This is a genomic window from Nakamurella sp. (genome assembly GCF_044224575.1).
GTDB lineage: Bacteria > Actinomycetota > Actinomycetes > Mycobacteriales > Nakamurellaceae > Nakamurella.
On record NZ_JBGAKE010000003.1, the window covers coordinates 163,893 to 180,756 of the forward strand.

At 70.7% G+C, this 16,864-nt stretch carries 12 protein-coding genes and 1 pseudogene; 3 read left to right on the forward strand and 10 right to left on the reverse strand.

What is annotated here, in order from left to right; translation table 11 throughout:
• Positions 1–150 precede the first annotated feature (150 nt).
• Positions 151–1,722, forward strand: a complete 1,572-nt coding sequence (locus tag ACILSK_RS04700; RefSeq protein ID WP_395725970.1) for a gamma-glutamyltransferase family protein — start codon at positions 151–153, stop codon at positions 1,720–1,722.
• Positions 1,723–1,759: 37 nt separating this feature from the next.
• On the opposite strand, the gene ACILSK_RS04705 is transcribed toward ACILSK_RS04700, so the two are convergent.
• The 5 genes from ACILSK_RS04705 to efeU all read right to left on the reverse strand — a co-directional run bounded on the left by ACILSK_RS04705 (position 1,760) and on the right by efeU (position 9,273).
• The gene (locus tag ACILSK_RS04705; RefSeq protein ID WP_395725971.1) at positions 1,760–3,790 is read right to left on the reverse strand and encodes a VanW family protein; all 2,031 of its coding nucleotides are present in this window, start codon (positions 3,788–3,790) and stop codon (positions 1,760–1,762) included.
• A 163-nt stretch (positions 3,791–3,953) separates the two neighbouring features.
• The gene (locus ACILSK_RS04710; protein WP_395725972.1) at positions 3,954–4,469 is read right to left on the reverse strand and encodes a helix-turn-helix domain-containing protein; all 516 of its coding nucleotides are present in this window, start codon (positions 4,467–4,469) and stop codon (positions 3,954–3,956) included.
• A gap of 378 nt (positions 4,470–4,847) precedes the next feature.
• The gene (gene efeB / locus ACILSK_RS04715; protein WP_395725973.1) at positions 4,848–6,143 is read right to left on the reverse strand and encodes an iron uptake transporter deferrochelatase/peroxidase subunit; all 1,296 of its coding nucleotides are present in this window, start codon (positions 6,141–6,143) and stop codon (positions 4,848–4,850) included.
• Positions 6,144–6,234: 91 nt separating this feature from the next.
• Entirely contained in the window at positions 6,235–7,470 is a 1,236-nt protein-coding gene (efeO, locus tag ACILSK_RS04720; protein ID WP_395725974.1) for an iron uptake system protein EfeO, read from the reverse strand.
• Between the two features lie 96 nt (positions 7,471–7,566).
• Entirely contained in the window at positions 7,567–9,273 is a 1,707-nt protein-coding gene (gene efeU / locus ACILSK_RS04725; protein WP_395725975.1) for an iron uptake transporter permease EfeU, read from the reverse strand.
• Positions 9,274–9,430: 157 nt separating this feature from the next.
• Here efeU and ACILSK_RS04730 point away from each other — a divergent pair, with 157 nt between their 5' ends.
• Both ACILSK_RS04730 and ACILSK_RS04735 read left to right on the forward strand, forming a co-directional pair.
• Positions 9,431–10,003 (forward strand): peptide deformylase, encoded by a 573-nt coding sequence (locus ACILSK_RS04730; RefSeq protein ID WP_395725976.1) that lies wholly within the window; start codon positions 9,431–9,433, stop codon positions 10,001–10,003.
• 402 nt (positions 10,004–10,405) lie between these two features.
• Complete coding sequence (locus ACILSK_RS04735; protein WP_395725977.1) at positions 10,406–12,760, forward strand: bifunctional alpha,alpha-trehalose-phosphate synthase (UDP-forming)/trehalose-phosphatase; 2,355 nt, start codon at positions 10,406–10,408, stop codon at positions 12,758–12,760.
• Between the two features lie 27 nt (positions 12,761–12,787).
• On the opposite strand, the gene pip is transcribed toward ACILSK_RS04735, so the two are convergent.
• The 5 genes and pseudogenes from pip to ACILSK_RS04760 all read right to left on the reverse strand — a co-directional run bounded on the left by pip (position 12,788) and on the right by ACILSK_RS04760 (position 16,690).
• The gene (gene pip / locus ACILSK_RS04740) at positions 12,788–13,750 is read right to left on the reverse strand and encodes a prolyl aminopeptidase (RefSeq protein ID WP_395725978.1); all 963 of its coding nucleotides are present in this window, start codon (positions 13,748–13,750) and stop codon (positions 12,788–12,790) included.
• Positions 13,747–14,121 (reverse strand): VOC family protein, encoded by a 375-nt coding sequence (locus ACILSK_RS04745; protein ID WP_395725979.1) that lies wholly within the window; start codon positions 14,119–14,121, stop codon positions 13,747–13,749. The genes pip and ACILSK_RS04745 overlap by 4 nt, the downstream gene beginning before the upstream one ends.
• 127 nt (positions 14,122–14,248) lie before the next feature.
• Positions 14,249–14,851 carry a hypothetical protein gene (locus ACILSK_RS04750; RefSeq protein ID WP_395725980.1) on the reverse strand — a complete coding sequence of 201 codons (603 nt, stop codon included), beginning with the start codon at positions 14,849–14,851 and terminating at the stop codon, positions 14,249–14,251.
• A gap of 392 nt (positions 14,852–15,243) precedes the next feature.
• Positions 15,244–15,375, reverse strand: a pseudogene (locus ACILSK_RS04755) (AAC(3) family N-acetyltransferase); the annotation flags it as partial.
• 169 nt (positions 15,376–15,544) lie between these two features.
• Positions 15,545–16,690, reverse strand: a complete 1,146-nt coding sequence (locus ACILSK_RS04760; RefSeq protein WP_395725981.1) for an AI-2E family transporter — start codon at positions 16,688–16,690, stop codon at positions 15,545–15,547.
• Positions 16,691–16,864 lie beyond the last annotated feature (174 nt).

A 16,864-nucleotide genomic window follows, 5' to 3' on the forward strand; every position in this document is an offset into this window, starting at 1 on the left:
TTGCCGTGGTCGACCTGCCCTCAGGCCGAGCCGTTCACCGACGCACCCTGGGAGCGAAAGACCTCGAGTGTGCAGAAGGTGCCCTCATTCACCGGGTTTGCGGGCACCTTCTGCACACTGGCCGGGCGCGAGTCGCACTACGGTCGGCTGATGGCTGACGGCACGGTCACCGGCGAACGGGGATTGGTCTGCTCGGTCGACGCCCTCGCGACGGCGGCCGGGGTGGCCGTTCTCGACGCCAGCGGCACGGCGGCGGACGCGGCCATCGCGACCAACGCGGTCCTGGCCGTGACCGCGCAGCATCTGTGCGGCCTCGGCGGCGACCTGTTCGCCCTGGTCCACGCCCCGGACGCCGGAGGCAACGGCGAGCCGCAGGCACTGGTCGCGGTCGGCGCGGCCGGCTCCGGCGCCGACCCCGACCGGCTGCGTGCCGAGGGCCACCGGACAATGCCCCGCCGCGGCGACATCCGCACGGTGACGGTTCCCGGCTGCGTCGACGGGTGGCTGGCCCTGCACGAACGGTTCGGCCGGCTCCCCCTGGGCGAGCTGCTCGAACCCGCCCGGCGCTACGCGGCCGGCGGATTTCCGGCGTCACCGCCGCTGGCCGCGGCCGCCACTCGCATCGCCGGCCTGCCCGGCGCCGGCGACTATCACCGGCCGGGCGGGCTCCACCCCGGCGAGGTGGTCACCCGACCGCTCGTCGGCGACGCCCTGCGCGCGATCACGAGCCACGGCCGGGACGGTTTCTACGGCGGCGCATTCGGCGAAGGCCTGGTCGCGCTCGGCCACGGCCTGTTCAGCAGCGACGACGTGACCCGGCCGCACGCCCGCTGGGACCGGCCGGTCGGCACGACGGCGTGGGGCCATCAGGTCTGGACCACCCCGCCGCCGTCGCAGGGGTATCTGATCCCGGCAGCCGCTTGGATCGCCGACCGGCTTCCGCTGCCCGACGACCCGGACGACCCGGCCTGGCCGCATCTGCTGGTCGAGGCGGCCAGGTGGGCCGGCCACGACCGGCCGACCGTCCTGCACGAACACGCCGACGGCAGCGACCTCAGCGCGCCGGCCCGGCTTGCCCCACGCCAAGCGGCGATCGACCATCACCGCCGGACCGCACCGCCGTCCCCGGCCGCCGCGGGCGGCACGACCTACCTGTGCGCGGTGGACCGGGCGGGCATGGGTGTCTCGCTGATCAACTCCAACGCCGCCGGCTGGGGCGCCAATCTGGTGGTGCCCGGCACCGGGATCTTCCTGCAGAACCGTGGGCTGGGCTTCTGCCTGGAGCCAGGTCACCCCGCCGAGTACGGACCGGGCCGGCGACCGCCGCACACCCTGGCGCCGGCCCTGGTCACCGATGCCGCCGGCCGCCTGCGCGCGACGCTCGGCACGATGGGCGGCGACAGCCAGCCGCAGATCGTGCTCCAACTGCTCGCCCGCCTCCTGCGCAACGGGCAGTCCCCCGGCCGGGCGGTCGGCGCCGCGCGGTGGTTTCTCGGCACCGGTGGTTTCGACACCTGGACCGGCGACGCCACGGAGGACGTGGTGTCACTCGAGTCGGGGGCTCCGACCGCGTGGGCGACGGGGCTGCGACAGCGAGGCCACGCCGTGCGGACGGACGCGCCACCCGCCGGTCATGCCCACGCGATCCTGCGGGCGTCCGACGGGACGGTGACCGGGGCGGCCGATCGGCGGGCCGTCGTCGGCCGCGCCGCCGGGCCGTAAGCCCGGGCGACAACCCCGCCGAGTGTGCGAGTGCCGATCAGCCGCCCGCGGGGGCCTCGGCCGGCGCCGGTGCCGGTGCCGGCGGCGGCGCGTCGGCCGCCGGCGCGGCGCTGGTGGTCGGCGCGGCCGGCGGCGGCGGCGAGCAGATCACGTTCTGCTGGCCGTTGTAGACGGTGGTGAAGTCCTCGCGGCGGATCTCGTTGCCGGCCAGGTCCTTGATCACCCGGGTGTTGACGATGCTGAACCCGGAACTGCCGCCGGACGGCGAGCACGCCGTGCCGTACGGCTTCACGATCACCGGCGCCGACGTGTAGTTGAACCGGTCGGAGGAGATCGACTCGACCTCGACGTGCTTGGTGCCCCAGAGGCGGACGGTGATGTCGGACGGCGTCCAGATCGTCTCGATCAGCACGCCGGTGTCGTAGTCGTTGGAGAAGGCCAGCTCGATCTCCCCGTCGAACACGGTGGCCTCCCGGCCGGCCGGGTAGCGCGAGATGTAGAACGAGTGCGGGGTGTGGGTGACGTCGCCCATCCCGGCGAAGTAGGCCGCGTTGTAGGTGGTCGTCGCGAACTGGCTGATGCCGCCGCCGACCGCGGTGGACAGTGCGCCCTCCTGGATGATCGCCGCCGGCACGTAACCCTGGTCGGTGCCGCGCGGGCCGGTGAACTCGTTGAGGCCGAACGTCGAGTGCGGTTGCACGATCGCCCCGTTCACCTTCTCGGCGACGACCCGGATGTTCTCGCCGGAGGCGGCGGCGAACCCGCCGGTGGTGAACTCGCCGATCACCTCCTTGATGCCCAGCGCGTTGGCCTGCTCGGTGGTGAACGTCGGGTCGCTGAGCTGGTACGCCAGCTCGACGGTGCGGTTCGGCGTCACCACGACCGCGGCCACCGCGCTTTCCACGGCCGGCCAGTCCACGGCCCGACCGGGCGCGCTCGGCTCGACCACGGGGGCGCCGTCCTTGATCGAAATGGTGGCGTTGCGCGGGTCGCTCTGCGTGGCCTCGATGGCCGGCGTCACCGGCTTGAGCACCGTGGCCGGATCGACGGCGACGACGAAGCCGTCCGCCGAATCCGGGGTGAAGGTGGTGCCCGCGGCGATGTCGACGACCGGGACCTCGACCGTCGTTCCGCCACCGGTCAGCGTCAGCGGCGCGGAGAGAATTGTCCGCGCCTGCGCGGCCGCCTGTTCGGTCTTCTCGACCGAGGCGCGCACCGGGGTGGACGACACCGGCAGCACCAGGCCCTCGACGCCGCCGGGTCCGCCCGCGATCCAGGCCTGGGACACCGCGTCGACCGCACCGGCCACGTCCAGGTTCCGACCGATGACCGGCGCGGTGGCCACCACCTGCGCGTTCTCGACGGTGACGGCCCCCTCGACCGGCGCCAGGTCGGTCTCGGTGGCGATCGCGCCGACCACCGCGGTCAGTGATGTCTCGTCGACGCCGTCGGCCAATGGCCGCTCGGTCGAGGTGAAGAACGAGCTGAGCCGCACGAACGGATTGACCGAACGGGTGCCGATGGCCTCGACGGTGGCCGCCACGTCGGCGGTCAGGCCGGCCTCGGCGGGGTCGATGGCGGTCGGGACGCCGTGCACGTCGACCGTGATCGGGGCCGCGTACTCGGGCATCGCCCGGGCGCTGAGCTCGGCCGCGGCCTGGTCCGGGGTGAGACCGCCGACCTCGACGCCGGCGACGGTGGTGTTGCGTTCGACCGTGCCCGAGGTGGCGAACAGATCGACCAGGTAGACCGCGCCCAGCAGGGCGACCACGCCGCCGACCGCGGCGGCAATGATCTTGTTGCGGCGTGGGTGTCCGGATGTCGCTGCGGCCGGGTCGGTGGGATCGACCGGCGGATAGTCCGGCGGTTCAGCTCCCTGCGCCGGGACGATGGTGGCTTCGGCGGCACCGGCCGCCGATCCGGCACCGGCCGTGTCCGCGGTGGTCGGCACCGGGATCCGGCTGCGATCGATCACGTCGGTCGTCTCGCCCGGATTGCCGATCCGAATGATCTCCGTCGGCGAGTCGCTCCCGGCTGCGCCGTGCGGCTGGGTGGGCTCGTCTCTCACTGCGGTGGGTGTCCTTCCTCGCTGCGTCGGCCGGGAGCGCGGCGATACGCCGCGTCAAGCCACGGTCTCATGGACGCGCGAGGATGGGCTGGGGATGGACGGCAATCGCAGCTTCACCCGAATGGGCCAGACGCTCCCTGGATCGGGTGACCGCCGTGGTCGCTCAGACGCCGTTGGCCGCGTGCGGCTGCGGGGCGCGGCTCCGGCTGCTGGTCAGCAGCAGGCGGCGGCATTCGTCCGGACGGACGTTCATCAGCGCCGCCAGGGCCGCGATGGCGCCCTCGTCGAGAGTCATCGTGGTGGACGAGTTGGCCCGCAACTCGAACCACCGCTTGACGACCGACAACCGGGGGTCCGGGCTGGCCATCACCTCGTTGACGTCGACAGTGAGCGAACCGGTGCCGAACGGGGACGGCCGAGTGGTGACGTTTCGCTCGGCGGCCGACAGCAGCGCCCCCAGGTCCTCGCCCAACGCCCCCGCGATCACCCACAGCACGTCGACCCGCAGGGACCGGTGACCGGTCTCGTAGTTGGCCAGGGCCGCCTTGCTGACCAGACCGTTGGTGCGCTGCGCGACCTCCGCCTGGGTGAGCTTCTGCCGGCGCCGTGACTCCCGCATCACGCGGCACACAGCCGCAGCGAAGGCCTGCTGCGACCGTGAATCGTAAGCCTGCGACACCCGAAACTCCTCTGGTCGTTCCACGCAGGCGGGCACTGTGACCGACTGCAAGACTCTGTCAAGCGTTGGTGCGTCACCGACCCGGCTATCACTCTCCGTTAGTGCGTGACCCGCGTGGCGTTCATCTGTGGACCAAACGGGCTACACCAACGCGTGCTGAACGTGTCGACACCACATTTCTACCACAGAGTAACCACGAATACACCCTTTTGGCCCATCCGTGTGAACGGGCAACACCAGGATGGGCGTATCGGTGACCGAACACAAGGGGAATCGGAAGAATCCGTGTCGACCCGTGGCCAAGTGGGCCGCGCCACATCGGACGGGGGAACACGATCGGCGTGTACGACGGCTACTCGAGCCGGACGGCCGCCACGATCAGGTGAAGAGTGCCTTCCCGAACCAGTCGCCGGGCGCGCTGACCCCGGGCGGGCAGCCCCACAGGCCGCCCCCGATGTGCGCGATGTACTCGTTCAGCAGATCGGACTTGCCCAGTCGCGTCTGGAGGACCTTGAACTGGGTCTGCGGATCGCGCTGGAAGGCGATGAAGAACAGGCCGGCGGCGAGCTTGCCGGTCGCCGGATCCTGACCGTCGGTGTAGTTGTAGCCGCGGCGCAGGATGGTCAGCCCGTTGTTCTGTTCCGGCGAGGCGAGCCGGATGTGCGCGTCGACGTCGATGACGGGCGCGCCGTTGGATCCGACCGCGTCGTAGTCGGGGGCGGTGAACTCGTCACCGCCGGTCAGCGGGGCACCGGTCGCCTTGACCCGGGCGAAGATCCGCTCCTGGTCGTCCAACGGGTCGGTGTCCCAGGACTCGATCTCCATCCGGATCTTGCGGGCCACCAGGTACGACCCGCCGCGCATCCACTCGTGCTCGGCGGCGACGGCCGCGCCGTTCGCACCCACCCACACGTGGGTGTCGAGCGCCGCGGTGTCGTCGGAACGGAGGTTGCGGGTGCCGTCCTTGAAGCCCATCAGGTTCCGCGGGGTCACCTGCGCGGCCCCGGTCGACGAGGCCCGCCCGAAGCCGAGTTGGGACCAGCGCAGCGTGGCCGTGCCGCGGGCCGCCCGGGCCAGGTTGCGGATGGCATGGAAGACGACCTGCGGGTCGTCCGCGCAGGCCTGGACGCACAGGTCGCCGTCGGACAGTTCCGGCCGCAGGACGGCGTCGCCCGGAATGGTGCCGAACGCCGTCAGCTCGGGCGGCCGCCGATCGGCCAGGCCGAACCGGTCGTCGAACAGGCTGGGCCCGAAGCCGACCGTGATGGTCAACGAATGCGCCCCGAGATCCATGGCCTCACCGGTGTCGAACGGCGGCTGGGCCGGCTTGGTCGGCGAGTCGCTGACCTGCTTGCCTTCGGTCATCCGCGCGGCCATCGCCGACCAGCGACCCAGCATGCGTTTGAGCTCCTCGACGTCCCTGGTGGTCACGTCGAACGCGGCGAACATCAGCCGCTCCTGCTGGGGTGTGGTGATACCGGCCTGCCGGGCAGCGTAGAACGGCACGACGTTGTCGGAGACCGCCGCCATCTCGGCGGCCACGGCCTCGGGGACGGCATCCGCGTCGGCGACCCCGCGAACGCCGTAGCCGGCGGCGAATCCGGCGGCCGCCCCCACCCCGGCCGCGGCGGCCCCGGTGAGGAACCGCCGCCGCGAGGTGCCTTGCTCTGTCATGTCCGTGCCATTTCTCGTCACTGCGTGCAGCCGGATCGCCACCCGTGCGGATCCGCCACCCGCCAGGCTCTTGGTACCGGGCGCCGCGTGGTTACTGCGTGATTTTCTGCGCGACGGCCGACAGTGGCTCCTGCACCGCCAGCAGTGCGTCGGTCAGGGCCTTCTTGTTCGCGTCGGTCAGCTGGTCGTAGGACATCCAGCCGCTCGGCGAATTCGGGTCCTTGAACGCAGCCAGTTGGGTGGTCAACGCGTCGAAGGCCGCCGAGATCTGCGGCACGATCGTGGGGTCGATCTGATCGAGCGCCGGCTTGAGCGTCGCGAACGCCTGCAGCGAACCTTCCACGTTGGCCTCGAAGTCCAACAGGTCGATCTTGGAGTAGGCCTCCTCCTCGCCGGTGATCTTCGACGCCAGCACCTCGTCCAGCAGGGTGGCGGATCCGTTGGCGATCTCGAACGCCTGGTAGCCGCCGTCGGCGCCGGCGGTGGTCGCGTCGGAGAGCTGCGTGGCCTGCTGCTGCAGCTGCTGGAGGTTGGCGACGAGGCCGTCGGCCAGGCCGCTCAACCCATCGGTGCTCTGCCGCTCCCACAGGCCCTGCTCGATGGGATGGAAACCGGTCCACTCGGTGCCTTGCTCCACGTCACCGATCCGCAGGTCGATCGCGGGATCCAGGTCCGGGAACGACTCGGCGACCGGTTCGATCCGCTCGTAGAACGGCCTCGCCTTGATGTAGGCGGCCTGGGCCGCCGCCAGGTCGCCGGTCTTGATCGCGGCGGCCAGTTCCTGCACGGGGACGATGAGGAACGTGATCTGGTCGTCGACGTAGGTGGCGTAGTCCTTGGTCGCCTGGGTCAGCAGGGCGGCCACGTCGGCGTCCTGCGCGCCTGCCTGCCCGGTCACGGTGAACGCCGAGCGCTCGGTGCTGGCTCCCGGGCAGTAGATCTCGTAGCTGCCGCCGTCCAGCCGGGCCGAGAACGTGCTGTCGAAGCCGGGCGCCAGGTTCTCCCGCTCCCCAACGATCCGCTGGTCGGCGACCAGTTCGACCTCGGTGACGCCCACGGCGTCGACATTGGTGATGACGAACGTCACCTGTCCGGCCGGCACCGTGTTCGGGGTGGTGACGCAACCCCCGGCGTCGGTGACGGAGACCGTCACCTGCCCCGGGACCGCCGAATCGGACCCGCTCGCCGAGGTGACGCCCGATGCCGCCGCGGAGGACGCCGACGAGCCCGCGGAACCGGCCGAACCCGCGGAACCGCATGCGGTCAGGGCAATCGACCCGACGGTCAGCAGGATGAGGGGCACCATCCGATTGGTTCGGACTGTCATGAATTGCTCCGGGGCTGGGTTCGTCGCTGGTCAGGATGGGTCGCCGATCGACGTCATACCGACGATCGGCTCGGGCAGAGCTCGGGGAGGGGCGGGTCAGGACCCGGGCGGGGGCACCGAACCGGCCAGCGGTACCGACTCAGCGGCCAGCGGTACCGACTCGGCGTCCGGCGGGGCCGCCGCGGCGACCGGCGGGGCCTGCGGAGGGCGGCCGGCAGGTGGGGTCGGCGGGGACGACGCCGCCGTCGACCGGCGCCGCAGCTTCGGTAACCCGAAGGCGGCCATGACGACGGCAAACACCACCAGCAGGCCGGGGATCACCCGGCCGAGAACCTGTTGGCTGTCCCGGTCGCTCTCGAACTCGGCGACCCTGGCCAGCGCTGGGGCGACCACCTCGGCCGGGGTGACCAGGGTGGTCTCCAACGCCGTGCCGACCTGGACCGGAGCGCGCCCGACCACCTCGACCTGCGCCGTGCGGACTAAACGGACACTCAGCCCGACGACGATGCCGGCGTCCTGGTCGGCGGTGACGGTCGGCGTCACGGTGTCGGTGTAGACCGCCGGGTAGGTCTGGCCCGGCACGGAGCGGATGCCGACCGGCAGCCGGCCACCGTTGAGGGCGGCGATCTGCTGGGCGGTCAGGGTGGCCGGCAGGTCGCCCTGGGCCGGCGCGCTGATCGGGGTGCCGGTCAGCGTGGTCGCGGTCGCCGTCGCGCCGTCGGTGGTCGCGACCGCGATGTGCCCGCTCGTGGTCAGGGCGGTGGTCCCGGCGGTCGTCGCTCCGCCGGCCTCGACCGACAGGGTGGCCGAACTCACGTCGCCGGTCAGCTGGATGGTGGCGGTCCCGGTGACCCCGCCCTCCCCGGCGAGCGCGAACGGACCCTGCACGGTGGTGATCGGGGCGGGCACGGCCGGGGCCAGGGCCACCAGCCCGCCCGCGACGACGATCGCGGCGGCGGCCGAGCCGACCAGGATCCGGCCGATGGTGCGGGTGCTCGGCGTGTGCTTCGGCGGCCACAACACGACCAGCAGCATCGGCACTGCGTAGAGCACGTAGGCGACGACCTCGACCACCGGCAGGGTGGAGCGGATGCCCAGCATGCCGGTAAGCAGCGACTCCTGGACCGAGCCCGGGCGGGCGATCGCGGTCAGGTCCAGGGCCTGCTGCTGACCCATCGTGAGCCAGCCGGCCTCGTAGGCCGCCCGCAGCGTGCTCATCACCAGGCCGGCGGCGACCAGCACCAGCACCGCGCCGGTGATCCGGAAGAACCGGGACAGGTTGAGCTTGATGCCGCCGCGATAGACCAGGTAGCCAAGGCCGACGGCCACCGCGATGCCCAGCACGACGCCGATCGCGGCCTCCAGCGGGGAGACCGCGGACTGGAATGCGGCGAGCAGGAAGACCGACGTCTCGAAGCCCTCGCGGATGACGGCGAGGAACGCCATGACGATCAAGGCGGCGGCACTGCCCCGGGCCAGGGCACTGCCCGCGGCGTTCTGCAGGCTGCTGCGCAGGTCCCGGGAATGCTTGCGCATCCACAGGATCATGTAGCTGATCATCAGCACGGCGATGCCGGCGACGACGCACTCCAGCATCTCCTGCTGCTGTTGTGGCAGTTCCGACCGGAGCACCTGCAGCAAGACACCGACGCCCAGGCAGATGGCGACGGCAACGCCGACTCCGATCCAGACGTGCCGAAGGGCGTCCGCCCGGTTGCTCTGCTTGAGGAACGCGGCGATGATGCCGACGATGAGGGCCGCCTCAAGCCCCTCGCGGAGGCCGATGACGAACGTCGCGAGCACGCGCACCTCCCGCCTCGGGTTCGCGCGGATCGGCCGCGCCGCCGGGCGAGGAGTTGGTTAGCCTGCCCTAGCCAGGCACCATACATCCGCCAGGCCGGTAGTAGAACCAGGTCGAAGGTCCCGAATTCGCTCCGCGCGGATTTCGTACCCTGTTCCGATGACCATCCGCCCCATCGTGATCTGCGGCGAGCCGGTGCTGCACCAGCCCACCCGCCCGATCACCGAGTTCGGCACCGCCGAGCTCGACACGCTGATCCGCGACATGTTCGAGACCAACGAGGCCGCCCACGGCGCAGGCCTGGCGGCCACCCAGATCGGCGACGACCGACGGATCTTCGTGTACGACTGCCCCGACGGTGGCACCCGCCGCAAGGGCTACGTCATCAACCCGACGATCGAAACGTCACCCATTCCGACCAACATGCCCGACCCGGACGACGACAGCGAGGGCTGCCTGTCGGTGCCCGGGGAGAACTTCCCCACCGGCCGCGCCGACTGGGCCCGGGTCAAGGGGTTCGACAAGGACGGGGAGCCGATCGAGGTGGAGGGCACCGGCTTCTTCGCCCGCTGCCTGCAGCACGAGACCGACCACCTGGACGGTCACCTGTACCTGGACCGGTTGATCGGCAAGAACCACAAGCGTGCGTTCAAGGCGGTGCGCGAGCACGGCTGGGGCGTGCCGGGGCTCTCCTGGTTGCCCGGTACCGACCCCGATCCGTTCGGCCACTGAGGCCCGCCCGCCGGATTCGGACGACCGGGAGGGTCCGTGTTCGATGGCGGCCTCGCACGCTCGGCCGATTGGGACTCGCAAGCTCGGCCGACTGGGACGGCCCTGCGCAATCCGGCTCCTGCGTCGCCGTATTGCCACCAGGGCCCTCCCTCCGTGTTCGATGGCGGCCTCGCAAGCTCGGCCGACTGGCCACTTTCGGCCCTTGGTGGATCGATCAAGCAGGGCCGAAGGTGGCAACTCGGCGCGGAGCAGCCCCGTATTGGTGCCCACGACTGTGACCCTCCGCGCACCGAAGGAGTTCCCACCCCTGACTAGGGTGGGAACTGTGCAGACCGTGAAGAAGCCGACCGCAGCAGCGGCCATCGCGCCGGTAACGCACATCCCTATGCCTGGGAAGGGCCGGTGAACGCCCGACCGACGGCCGCGGACGTGACCATGAACGGCGGGCGCCGCACCGACGGCGACCTCGAACGCCCTGACGCCGCCGGCAATGACGCCGACGATCGGGTCGGCGCGCAGGCCGAGATGGTCGTGGTGGCCAACCGGCTGCCGTTCGACATCGAGAAGCTGCCCGACGGCAGCACGCGCGCCCGGCAGGCGCCGGGCGGCCTCGTCACCGCACTGGCGCCGATCCTGTCCCGCCGGCACGGCGCCTGGATCGGTTGGCCCGGCTCCCCGGACGTCACGATCGAGCCGACCACCACCGACGGACTGAGCCTGCACCCGGTCACCCTGACCGCGGACGAGGTCGACAGGTACTACGAGGGCTTCTCCAACGAGACCCTGTGGCCGCTCTATCACGACGCGGTGGTCGAATCGCACTTCCACCGGGAGTGGTGGGAGGCCTACCAGAAGGTCAACAACCGGTTCGCCGAGGAAGCCGCGGAACTCGCTGCGCCCGGCGCCACCGTATGGGTGCACGACTACCAGCTGCAGCTCGTCCCGCAGTTCCTCCGACGGCTCCGCCCGGACGTGCGGATCGGTTTCTTCCTGCATATCCCGTTCCCGCCGGTCGAGCTGTTCATGCGGCTCCCCTGGCGCTCCCAGATCGTCAACGGGCTGCTCGGCGCCGACCTGATCGGCTTCCAGCTGCCCGGCGGCGCCCGCAACTTCGGCCGGCTGGCCAAGTCGCTGACCGGGGCGGTTACCACCGGCGGCACCATCGAGCACGAGGGGCGGTTGATCCGGGCCGCCGCCTACCCGATCGCGATCGACTCGGCGGAGCAGTCGGCGCTGGCCGCCACCCCGAAGGTGCACGCCGCCGCGCGGACCTTACGCAGCGACCTGGGCGATCCGGAGAAGATCATCCTGGGAGTCGACCGGCTCGACTACACCAAGGGCATCGACGTACGGCTGCGCGCCTTCGCCGAGCTGCTCAAGGAGGGCGACCCGGCCGTTCAGGACGCCGTGATGGTGCAGATCGCCACCCCGAGCCGGGAACGGCTGGGGTCCTACCGGCGGATGCGCGAGCAGATCGAGCAGCAGGTGGGGGCGCTCAACGGCGACTACGGCCGGATCGGCCGGCCGGCCGTGCACTACCTGCACCAGTCCCTGCCGCGCGAGGAACTGGCCGCCTTCTACGTCGCCGCCGACGTGATGACCGTCACGCCCTTCCGGGACGGGATGAATCTCGTCGCCAAGGAATACGTCGCCTGCCGGGTGGACGGCGGCGGGGTGCTGCTGCTCTCCGAGTTCACGGGGGCCGCCAAGGAATTGCGGGCCAGCCTGCTGGTCAACCCGTACGACACGGACGGGGTCAAGAAGCACCTGCGGCAGGCGCTGACCATGCCCGCGGTGGAGGCCAGGCGGCGGATGCGGTCGCTGCGCCGGCAGGTGCTCACCCATGACGTCGACCGGTGGGCGGCCGCATTCCTGTCCGCGCTGGAGAACACCCGGGATCACGTCGCGGACGCCACCCGCCGGCTGCCCGGCGAGGTCGTGGCCAAACTGCACCAGGTCGCGGAGACGGGCCGGCTGATGGTGGCCACCGACTTCGACGGCTGCCTGGCGCCGATCGTGGACGACCCGGCGACCGCCCGGCCGTTGCCGGAGTCGATGGAGGCCCTGCAGGCGATGACGGTCACCCCGGGCACCGTGGTCGCGGTGGTGTCCGGGCGGGCGTTGGCCGACCTCGAGATGCTGCTCGGCCCGGCCGACCGGGTCCATCTGGTCGGCAGCCACGGCGCGGAGACCTCGGCCGAGGACCGGGACGACTCGACCCTGCTCAGCGCCGACGACGCGCGGCGGCTGGCCAAGCTGCGCCTGGAGCTGCAGCAGATCACCGCCGAATTCCCCAAGGTCCGGCTGGAGCTGAAGCCGACCGGCATCGCGGTGCACCTGCGCGGGGCCGACCCCGACGACGCCGCCGCGGTCACCAGGGCGATCGAGGAGAACCCGGCGACCTGGCCGGGCGTGCACCTGCTACGCGGCAAGATGGTCCTCGAACTGACCGTGGTGACCACCAACAAGGGCCGCGCGCTCAAGGCGTTGGTCAAGGCGAACCATTGCACGGCAACGGTTTTCATCGGCGACGACATCACGGACGAGAACGCCTTCGGCGTGCTCGGGGACAACGACATCGGCATCAAGGTCGGCCGCGGCGAGACCGTCGCGGACGCCCGGATCGCCGACCCGGCCCGGGTCGCCGACGTGCTCAACGTGCTGGCCGACCTGCGCCGGCGGGTGATCAAACGCCGGTCCCAGCACGCGGCCGGCACGTCCGGACCGGTGGCCAAGGACCAGCGCACCTCGGACTGATTCCGGGTGGTCCGGCACGAACCTGAGTCACCTGGTCGCGCCGGCCTCACCCAGCTCGGCGATCGCCGCGGCCAGCGACTCCCTCATCGACGGGCCGCCATGGCCGCTGTCGTCGAGGACGACCAGCCGGCTGGCCGGCCAGGCCCGATGCAGATCCCACGCGACGGACAGCGGGCCGCTCACGTCGAACCGGCCGTGGATCAGCACCCCCGGGATGGTCGCGATGGCGGGCATCCCGGACCGGATGCCGTCGGGTGGCAGAAAGCAGTCGTTGGCCCAGTAGTGGATGACGAGGGTGGCAAACTGGGCGCGGAACTCCGGGTCGGGGTATCGCGTGCTCGGCGTCCAGCCGGGGGCCAACGAGACGTGCACGTCCTCCCACGCGCACCACGCCTGGGCGGCCGCAACCCGGACTGTCGGATCCGGGTCGGTGATCCGCTCGAGGTAGGCGTCCAGCACCCGCTGCCCCGGTCGCCGCCCGGCGGCCGCGGCGAACTCGTCCCACTCGCGGGGGAAGACCCGACGCATGTCCTGGGTGATCCACTCGAGGTGCTCGCGCGCGCCGTCGGTGATCGCGGCCAGCGCCAGCCCGGTGACCCGGTCGGGGTGCCGCTGCGCATACGCCAGGGCCAAGGTCACCCCCCAGGAGCCGCCGACCAGCAACCACCGCTCGATGCCCAGATGTTCGCGCAGCAATTCGAGGTCGTCGATCTGCTGATCGGTGGTGTTCGTTGCCAGGGAGCCCAGAACCTGATGGGCCAGCGGCCGGCTGCGCCCGCAACCACGCTGGTCCAGGTAGACGATCCGCCACCGGTGGGGATCGAACTGGCGCCGGTACCCCCCGGACATCGGTGCCCCGGGACCGCCGTGCAGGAACAGCGCAGCCGCGCCGCCCGGGTGGCCGGAACATTCCCAGTACAGCTCGGCCCCGTGCGCCGCGGGCAGCATCCCCGTGGCGTACGGCTCGATCGCCGCAAACACCGGCGTCACTCCTCGGGCGGCCGGTGGCAGACCGCCTCGACGTTGTTGCCGTCGGGATCGCGGACGAAGACCGCGTAGTAGCCCGGGTGATACTCCGGCCACTCCCGAGGCTCGTGCAGGATCTCCAGGCCCAGCCCCACGGCCACCCGATGCACCTCGTCCACCACGTCACGGTCGGCCGCGGTGAACGCGATATGCGACTGCCGCCCGCCCGGGTCGGTGGCCTCGCCCAACCAGAAGTACGGGTGCTCGGGCGGGCCGTAGCCCACGGCTACCCCGAAGTCCATCGCCCGCCCATAGCCCAACGGGGCGAAGAACGCGTCGTACCAGGCCGTCGCGGCGGCCATGTCGTCGCACTGGATGCCGAAGTGATCGATCATGCCGCGCATCCTGCCACCAGCGTCCGACAATCGACGCCGACCGGGTCGACGACGCCGCCGTGCATGTCCGAGGTCGTACCGAGCACGACGGCACCCGCGTCGATCGCGATCGGATGTGGTGAGTGGATCAACGTCGGGCGCCGCTGCTGTCGAGGTAGCGGCGGATGGGCAGGTCGGACCAGAGTTGGATCTCCACGTAGTCGTTGATCAGCGTGTGCTCATGTCCGGCGTAGCCGGTGCGGTCGGTGCGATCCGGGAGGCCGTGGATTGCCACCTGCGCAGGGAGTTCGTCGATGCGGAAGACGTTGCAGTGCGCCGGATCCGGAGCAGGCAGACCGAACGCAGTGCCCAAGCCGAGAGAGCTGATGCTGTCACCCCAGGTCCAAGAGGTGCAGTCGGGCGGCAGAGCGGCCAGCGGTACCCGCACGTGCGCAGCGTCAGCGTAAAGGCCGGCGAACCAATCGCTCTCGCCGAGAACGAAATAGTGCGGTGAGGTGCGTTCCGGACGACCGCCCCGGTCGACGAAGAGCTGGCGGGCCAGCGCTTCGGTCGCCCGACGCAGGTCGATGTACCGCACTCCGAAACGGCGGGCAGAGCGTGCAGCGTTGTCCGGCGAGTTCAAGCCGGCCAACACCTGCGTCAGCTGCGTCGGAGCCAGATCCGACAGGTTCAGGAACGGAGCACGGTCGGCTCGGTGATAGTGCGTGGCAAAGTCCGGTGTCACGACCATGAGATCAATCGTCGCAATCGACGCCTCATGCGGTCGGCGAACCCGCCGGAACGGCGTTCCTGTCGGAATCCAGATTTGCCCTACGGATTCAGAACAGTGTGTTCCGTTCCGCCGACGGATCGGTGGTCGGTGAACCATCCAGTGGCGTAGTCAATCAATGGCCGCTGTGGACCGAGCAACGCAGTTACGTCACCCACCCGGCCAGCGCGCAGCAGGCCCGTCTCCCGGGCAAAGTCTGCTCCGACGTCGTCGAAGCTGCGGACCGCGCCCGGGATGGTGCGAAACAGCTCCGCGACCACCCGCCATCGTCCGGGCCGGCGTGACCGCCGGATCATAGGCGGGCAGATTGTCGCGTATGAGTGGCCAGACCTCGCGGAGAACGTCAGGATCGTTCAGGTAATCCGGGTCGCACACTGCCAGGACTGCGCAGGCATCACCAATGTCCCCGAAGTGCCGATGGCCCGGAGCAGAGCTTCGGTGACCGACTGTTCACCGCCCACGCCCCACCCGAGCTGGGACATGAATACATGGGCAAGAAGGACCGAAGCCTCGGTGACACCAAGATCACCGAGATCCTGGGCGAGCTTCCCGACAGGTCACCAACGCCATGCCACGTCCTCCCCATGGCTGCCGGATGGTCGAGCGTTGCGCCGACCCGGCGCCGAGCGCCAGGCCCCCAGGCATCCTGAACCGTCAACGACCTTCCTTGGGATTGCGGGACTTCTTCGGCTTCTCCGCGTTCGGGTTGGAGGGATCGCCGAGGACCAGCTGTAGCCAGCGGGCCTGCGGGTCGATGTCCACCATCATTCCCTTGACCAGCAGGCTGGCCGGGATGGCCAGAATGGCGCCGATCGGCCCGAGGATGAACGTCCAGATGATCAGCGACAGGAAGCTCATGGTGGTGGTCAGACCGACCGCGTCGCCGACGAACTTGGGTTGCAGCACCGACTGGATGATGAAGTTCAGCACGCAATAGACCACCAGCACGGCGATGGCCAGTTGCGGGCCGCCCTGCAGGAAGGCCAGGAAGGTCGGCGGGATCAACCCGATGATGAAGCCGACGTTGGGGATGTAGTTGGTGACGAACGCCAGCAGGCCCCACAGGAAGGCGGCGGGCACACCCAGGATGAGCAGGGCGGCGGTGTCCAGCACCGCGACGATGCCGCCGAAGACGGTGGCGACGCCGAAGTAACGGCGGGTGCCCGAGGCGAAGGTCCGCAACCCGTCGAAGGCGACCTCGTGGCCGGGCCGGGCGAGAGCGAACCGCCGCGGAAAGATCGTGCCGTCCACCGCCAGGAAGATCAGCAGCACGATGGTGAACAGCGTGCCGGAGATCACGCCGGTGACTCCGGACAGCAGCGACTCGGCCGCCGACGCGACCGTGCCGGGGCTGATGTTCTGCAGCATCGAGGAGATGTCGGTGCTGGTCAGGCCCAGGTCGGCCAGCCAGGACTGAAGCTGCGCCAGGGTGTTGCTCCACTCGTCGGAGTACTGCGGGATCAACTTGATGAACTGGACGATGCCGACCACGGTGGCCGCGACCAGCCCCACGATGATCAGTAGCGCGAGCACGAACGCCGCTATCGAGGCCAATGCTCGGGACGTGTTCCGCCGGATGAGGACGGCCCGGAGCGGGTCGACCAGGATCGCCAGCACCAGCGCCAGGAACACCGGGCCGAGGATGCCCGGTATCGCACGCATGCTGCCGGCGATGAACAGGACGCCGGCGATGCCCAGCACCAGCATCAGACCCCGCGGCAGGGAGGCGGCCCACGTCGGTCCCGGCGGCCGGGGCGGCACCACCGGCGGCGTCGGCTGGGTGGGTTCGGGGGAAGCCACCGTCGGAGCGGGGGTGGCCGGCGACGCCGCTCCGACGTCGCCCGCCGGGCCCGTCGTACCGTCTTCGTGTCCTTGTGCTCGCGTCATGACCCGTCCACCCGTTCCGCAGGGATGCCACCGGGCATCAGCCTGCCGTGCCGGGGCGGCCTGCGCGGGGATGTCAGCGGTCTGAAA

Bases quoted from the DNA above. Each gene is read 5' to 3' on its own strand.
- ACILSK_RS04700 (WP_395725970.1), top strand. From the start codon at position 151: ATGGCTGACGGCACGGTCACCGGCGAACGGGGATTGGTCTGCTCGGTC.
- efeB (WP_395725973.1), bottom strand. From the start codon at position 6,143: ATGACAGAGCAAGGCACCTCGCGGCGGCGGTTCCTCACCGGGGCCGCC.
- ACILSK_RS04750 (WP_395725980.1), bottom strand. From the start codon at position 14,851: ATGGTCGTGACACCGGACTTTGCCACGCACTATCACCGAGCCGACCGT.
- ACILSK_RS04745 (WP_395725979.1), bottom strand. From the start codon at position 14,121: ATGATCGATCACTTCGGCATCCAGTGCGACGACATGGCCGCCGCGACG.
- efeO (WP_395725974.1), bottom strand. From the start codon at position 7,470: ATGACAGTCCGAACCAATCGGATGGTGCCCCTCATCCTGCTGACCGTC.
- ACILSK_RS04730 (WP_395725976.1), top strand. From the start codon at position 9,431: ATGACCATCCGCCCCATCGTGATCTGCGGCGAGCCGGTGCTGCACCAG.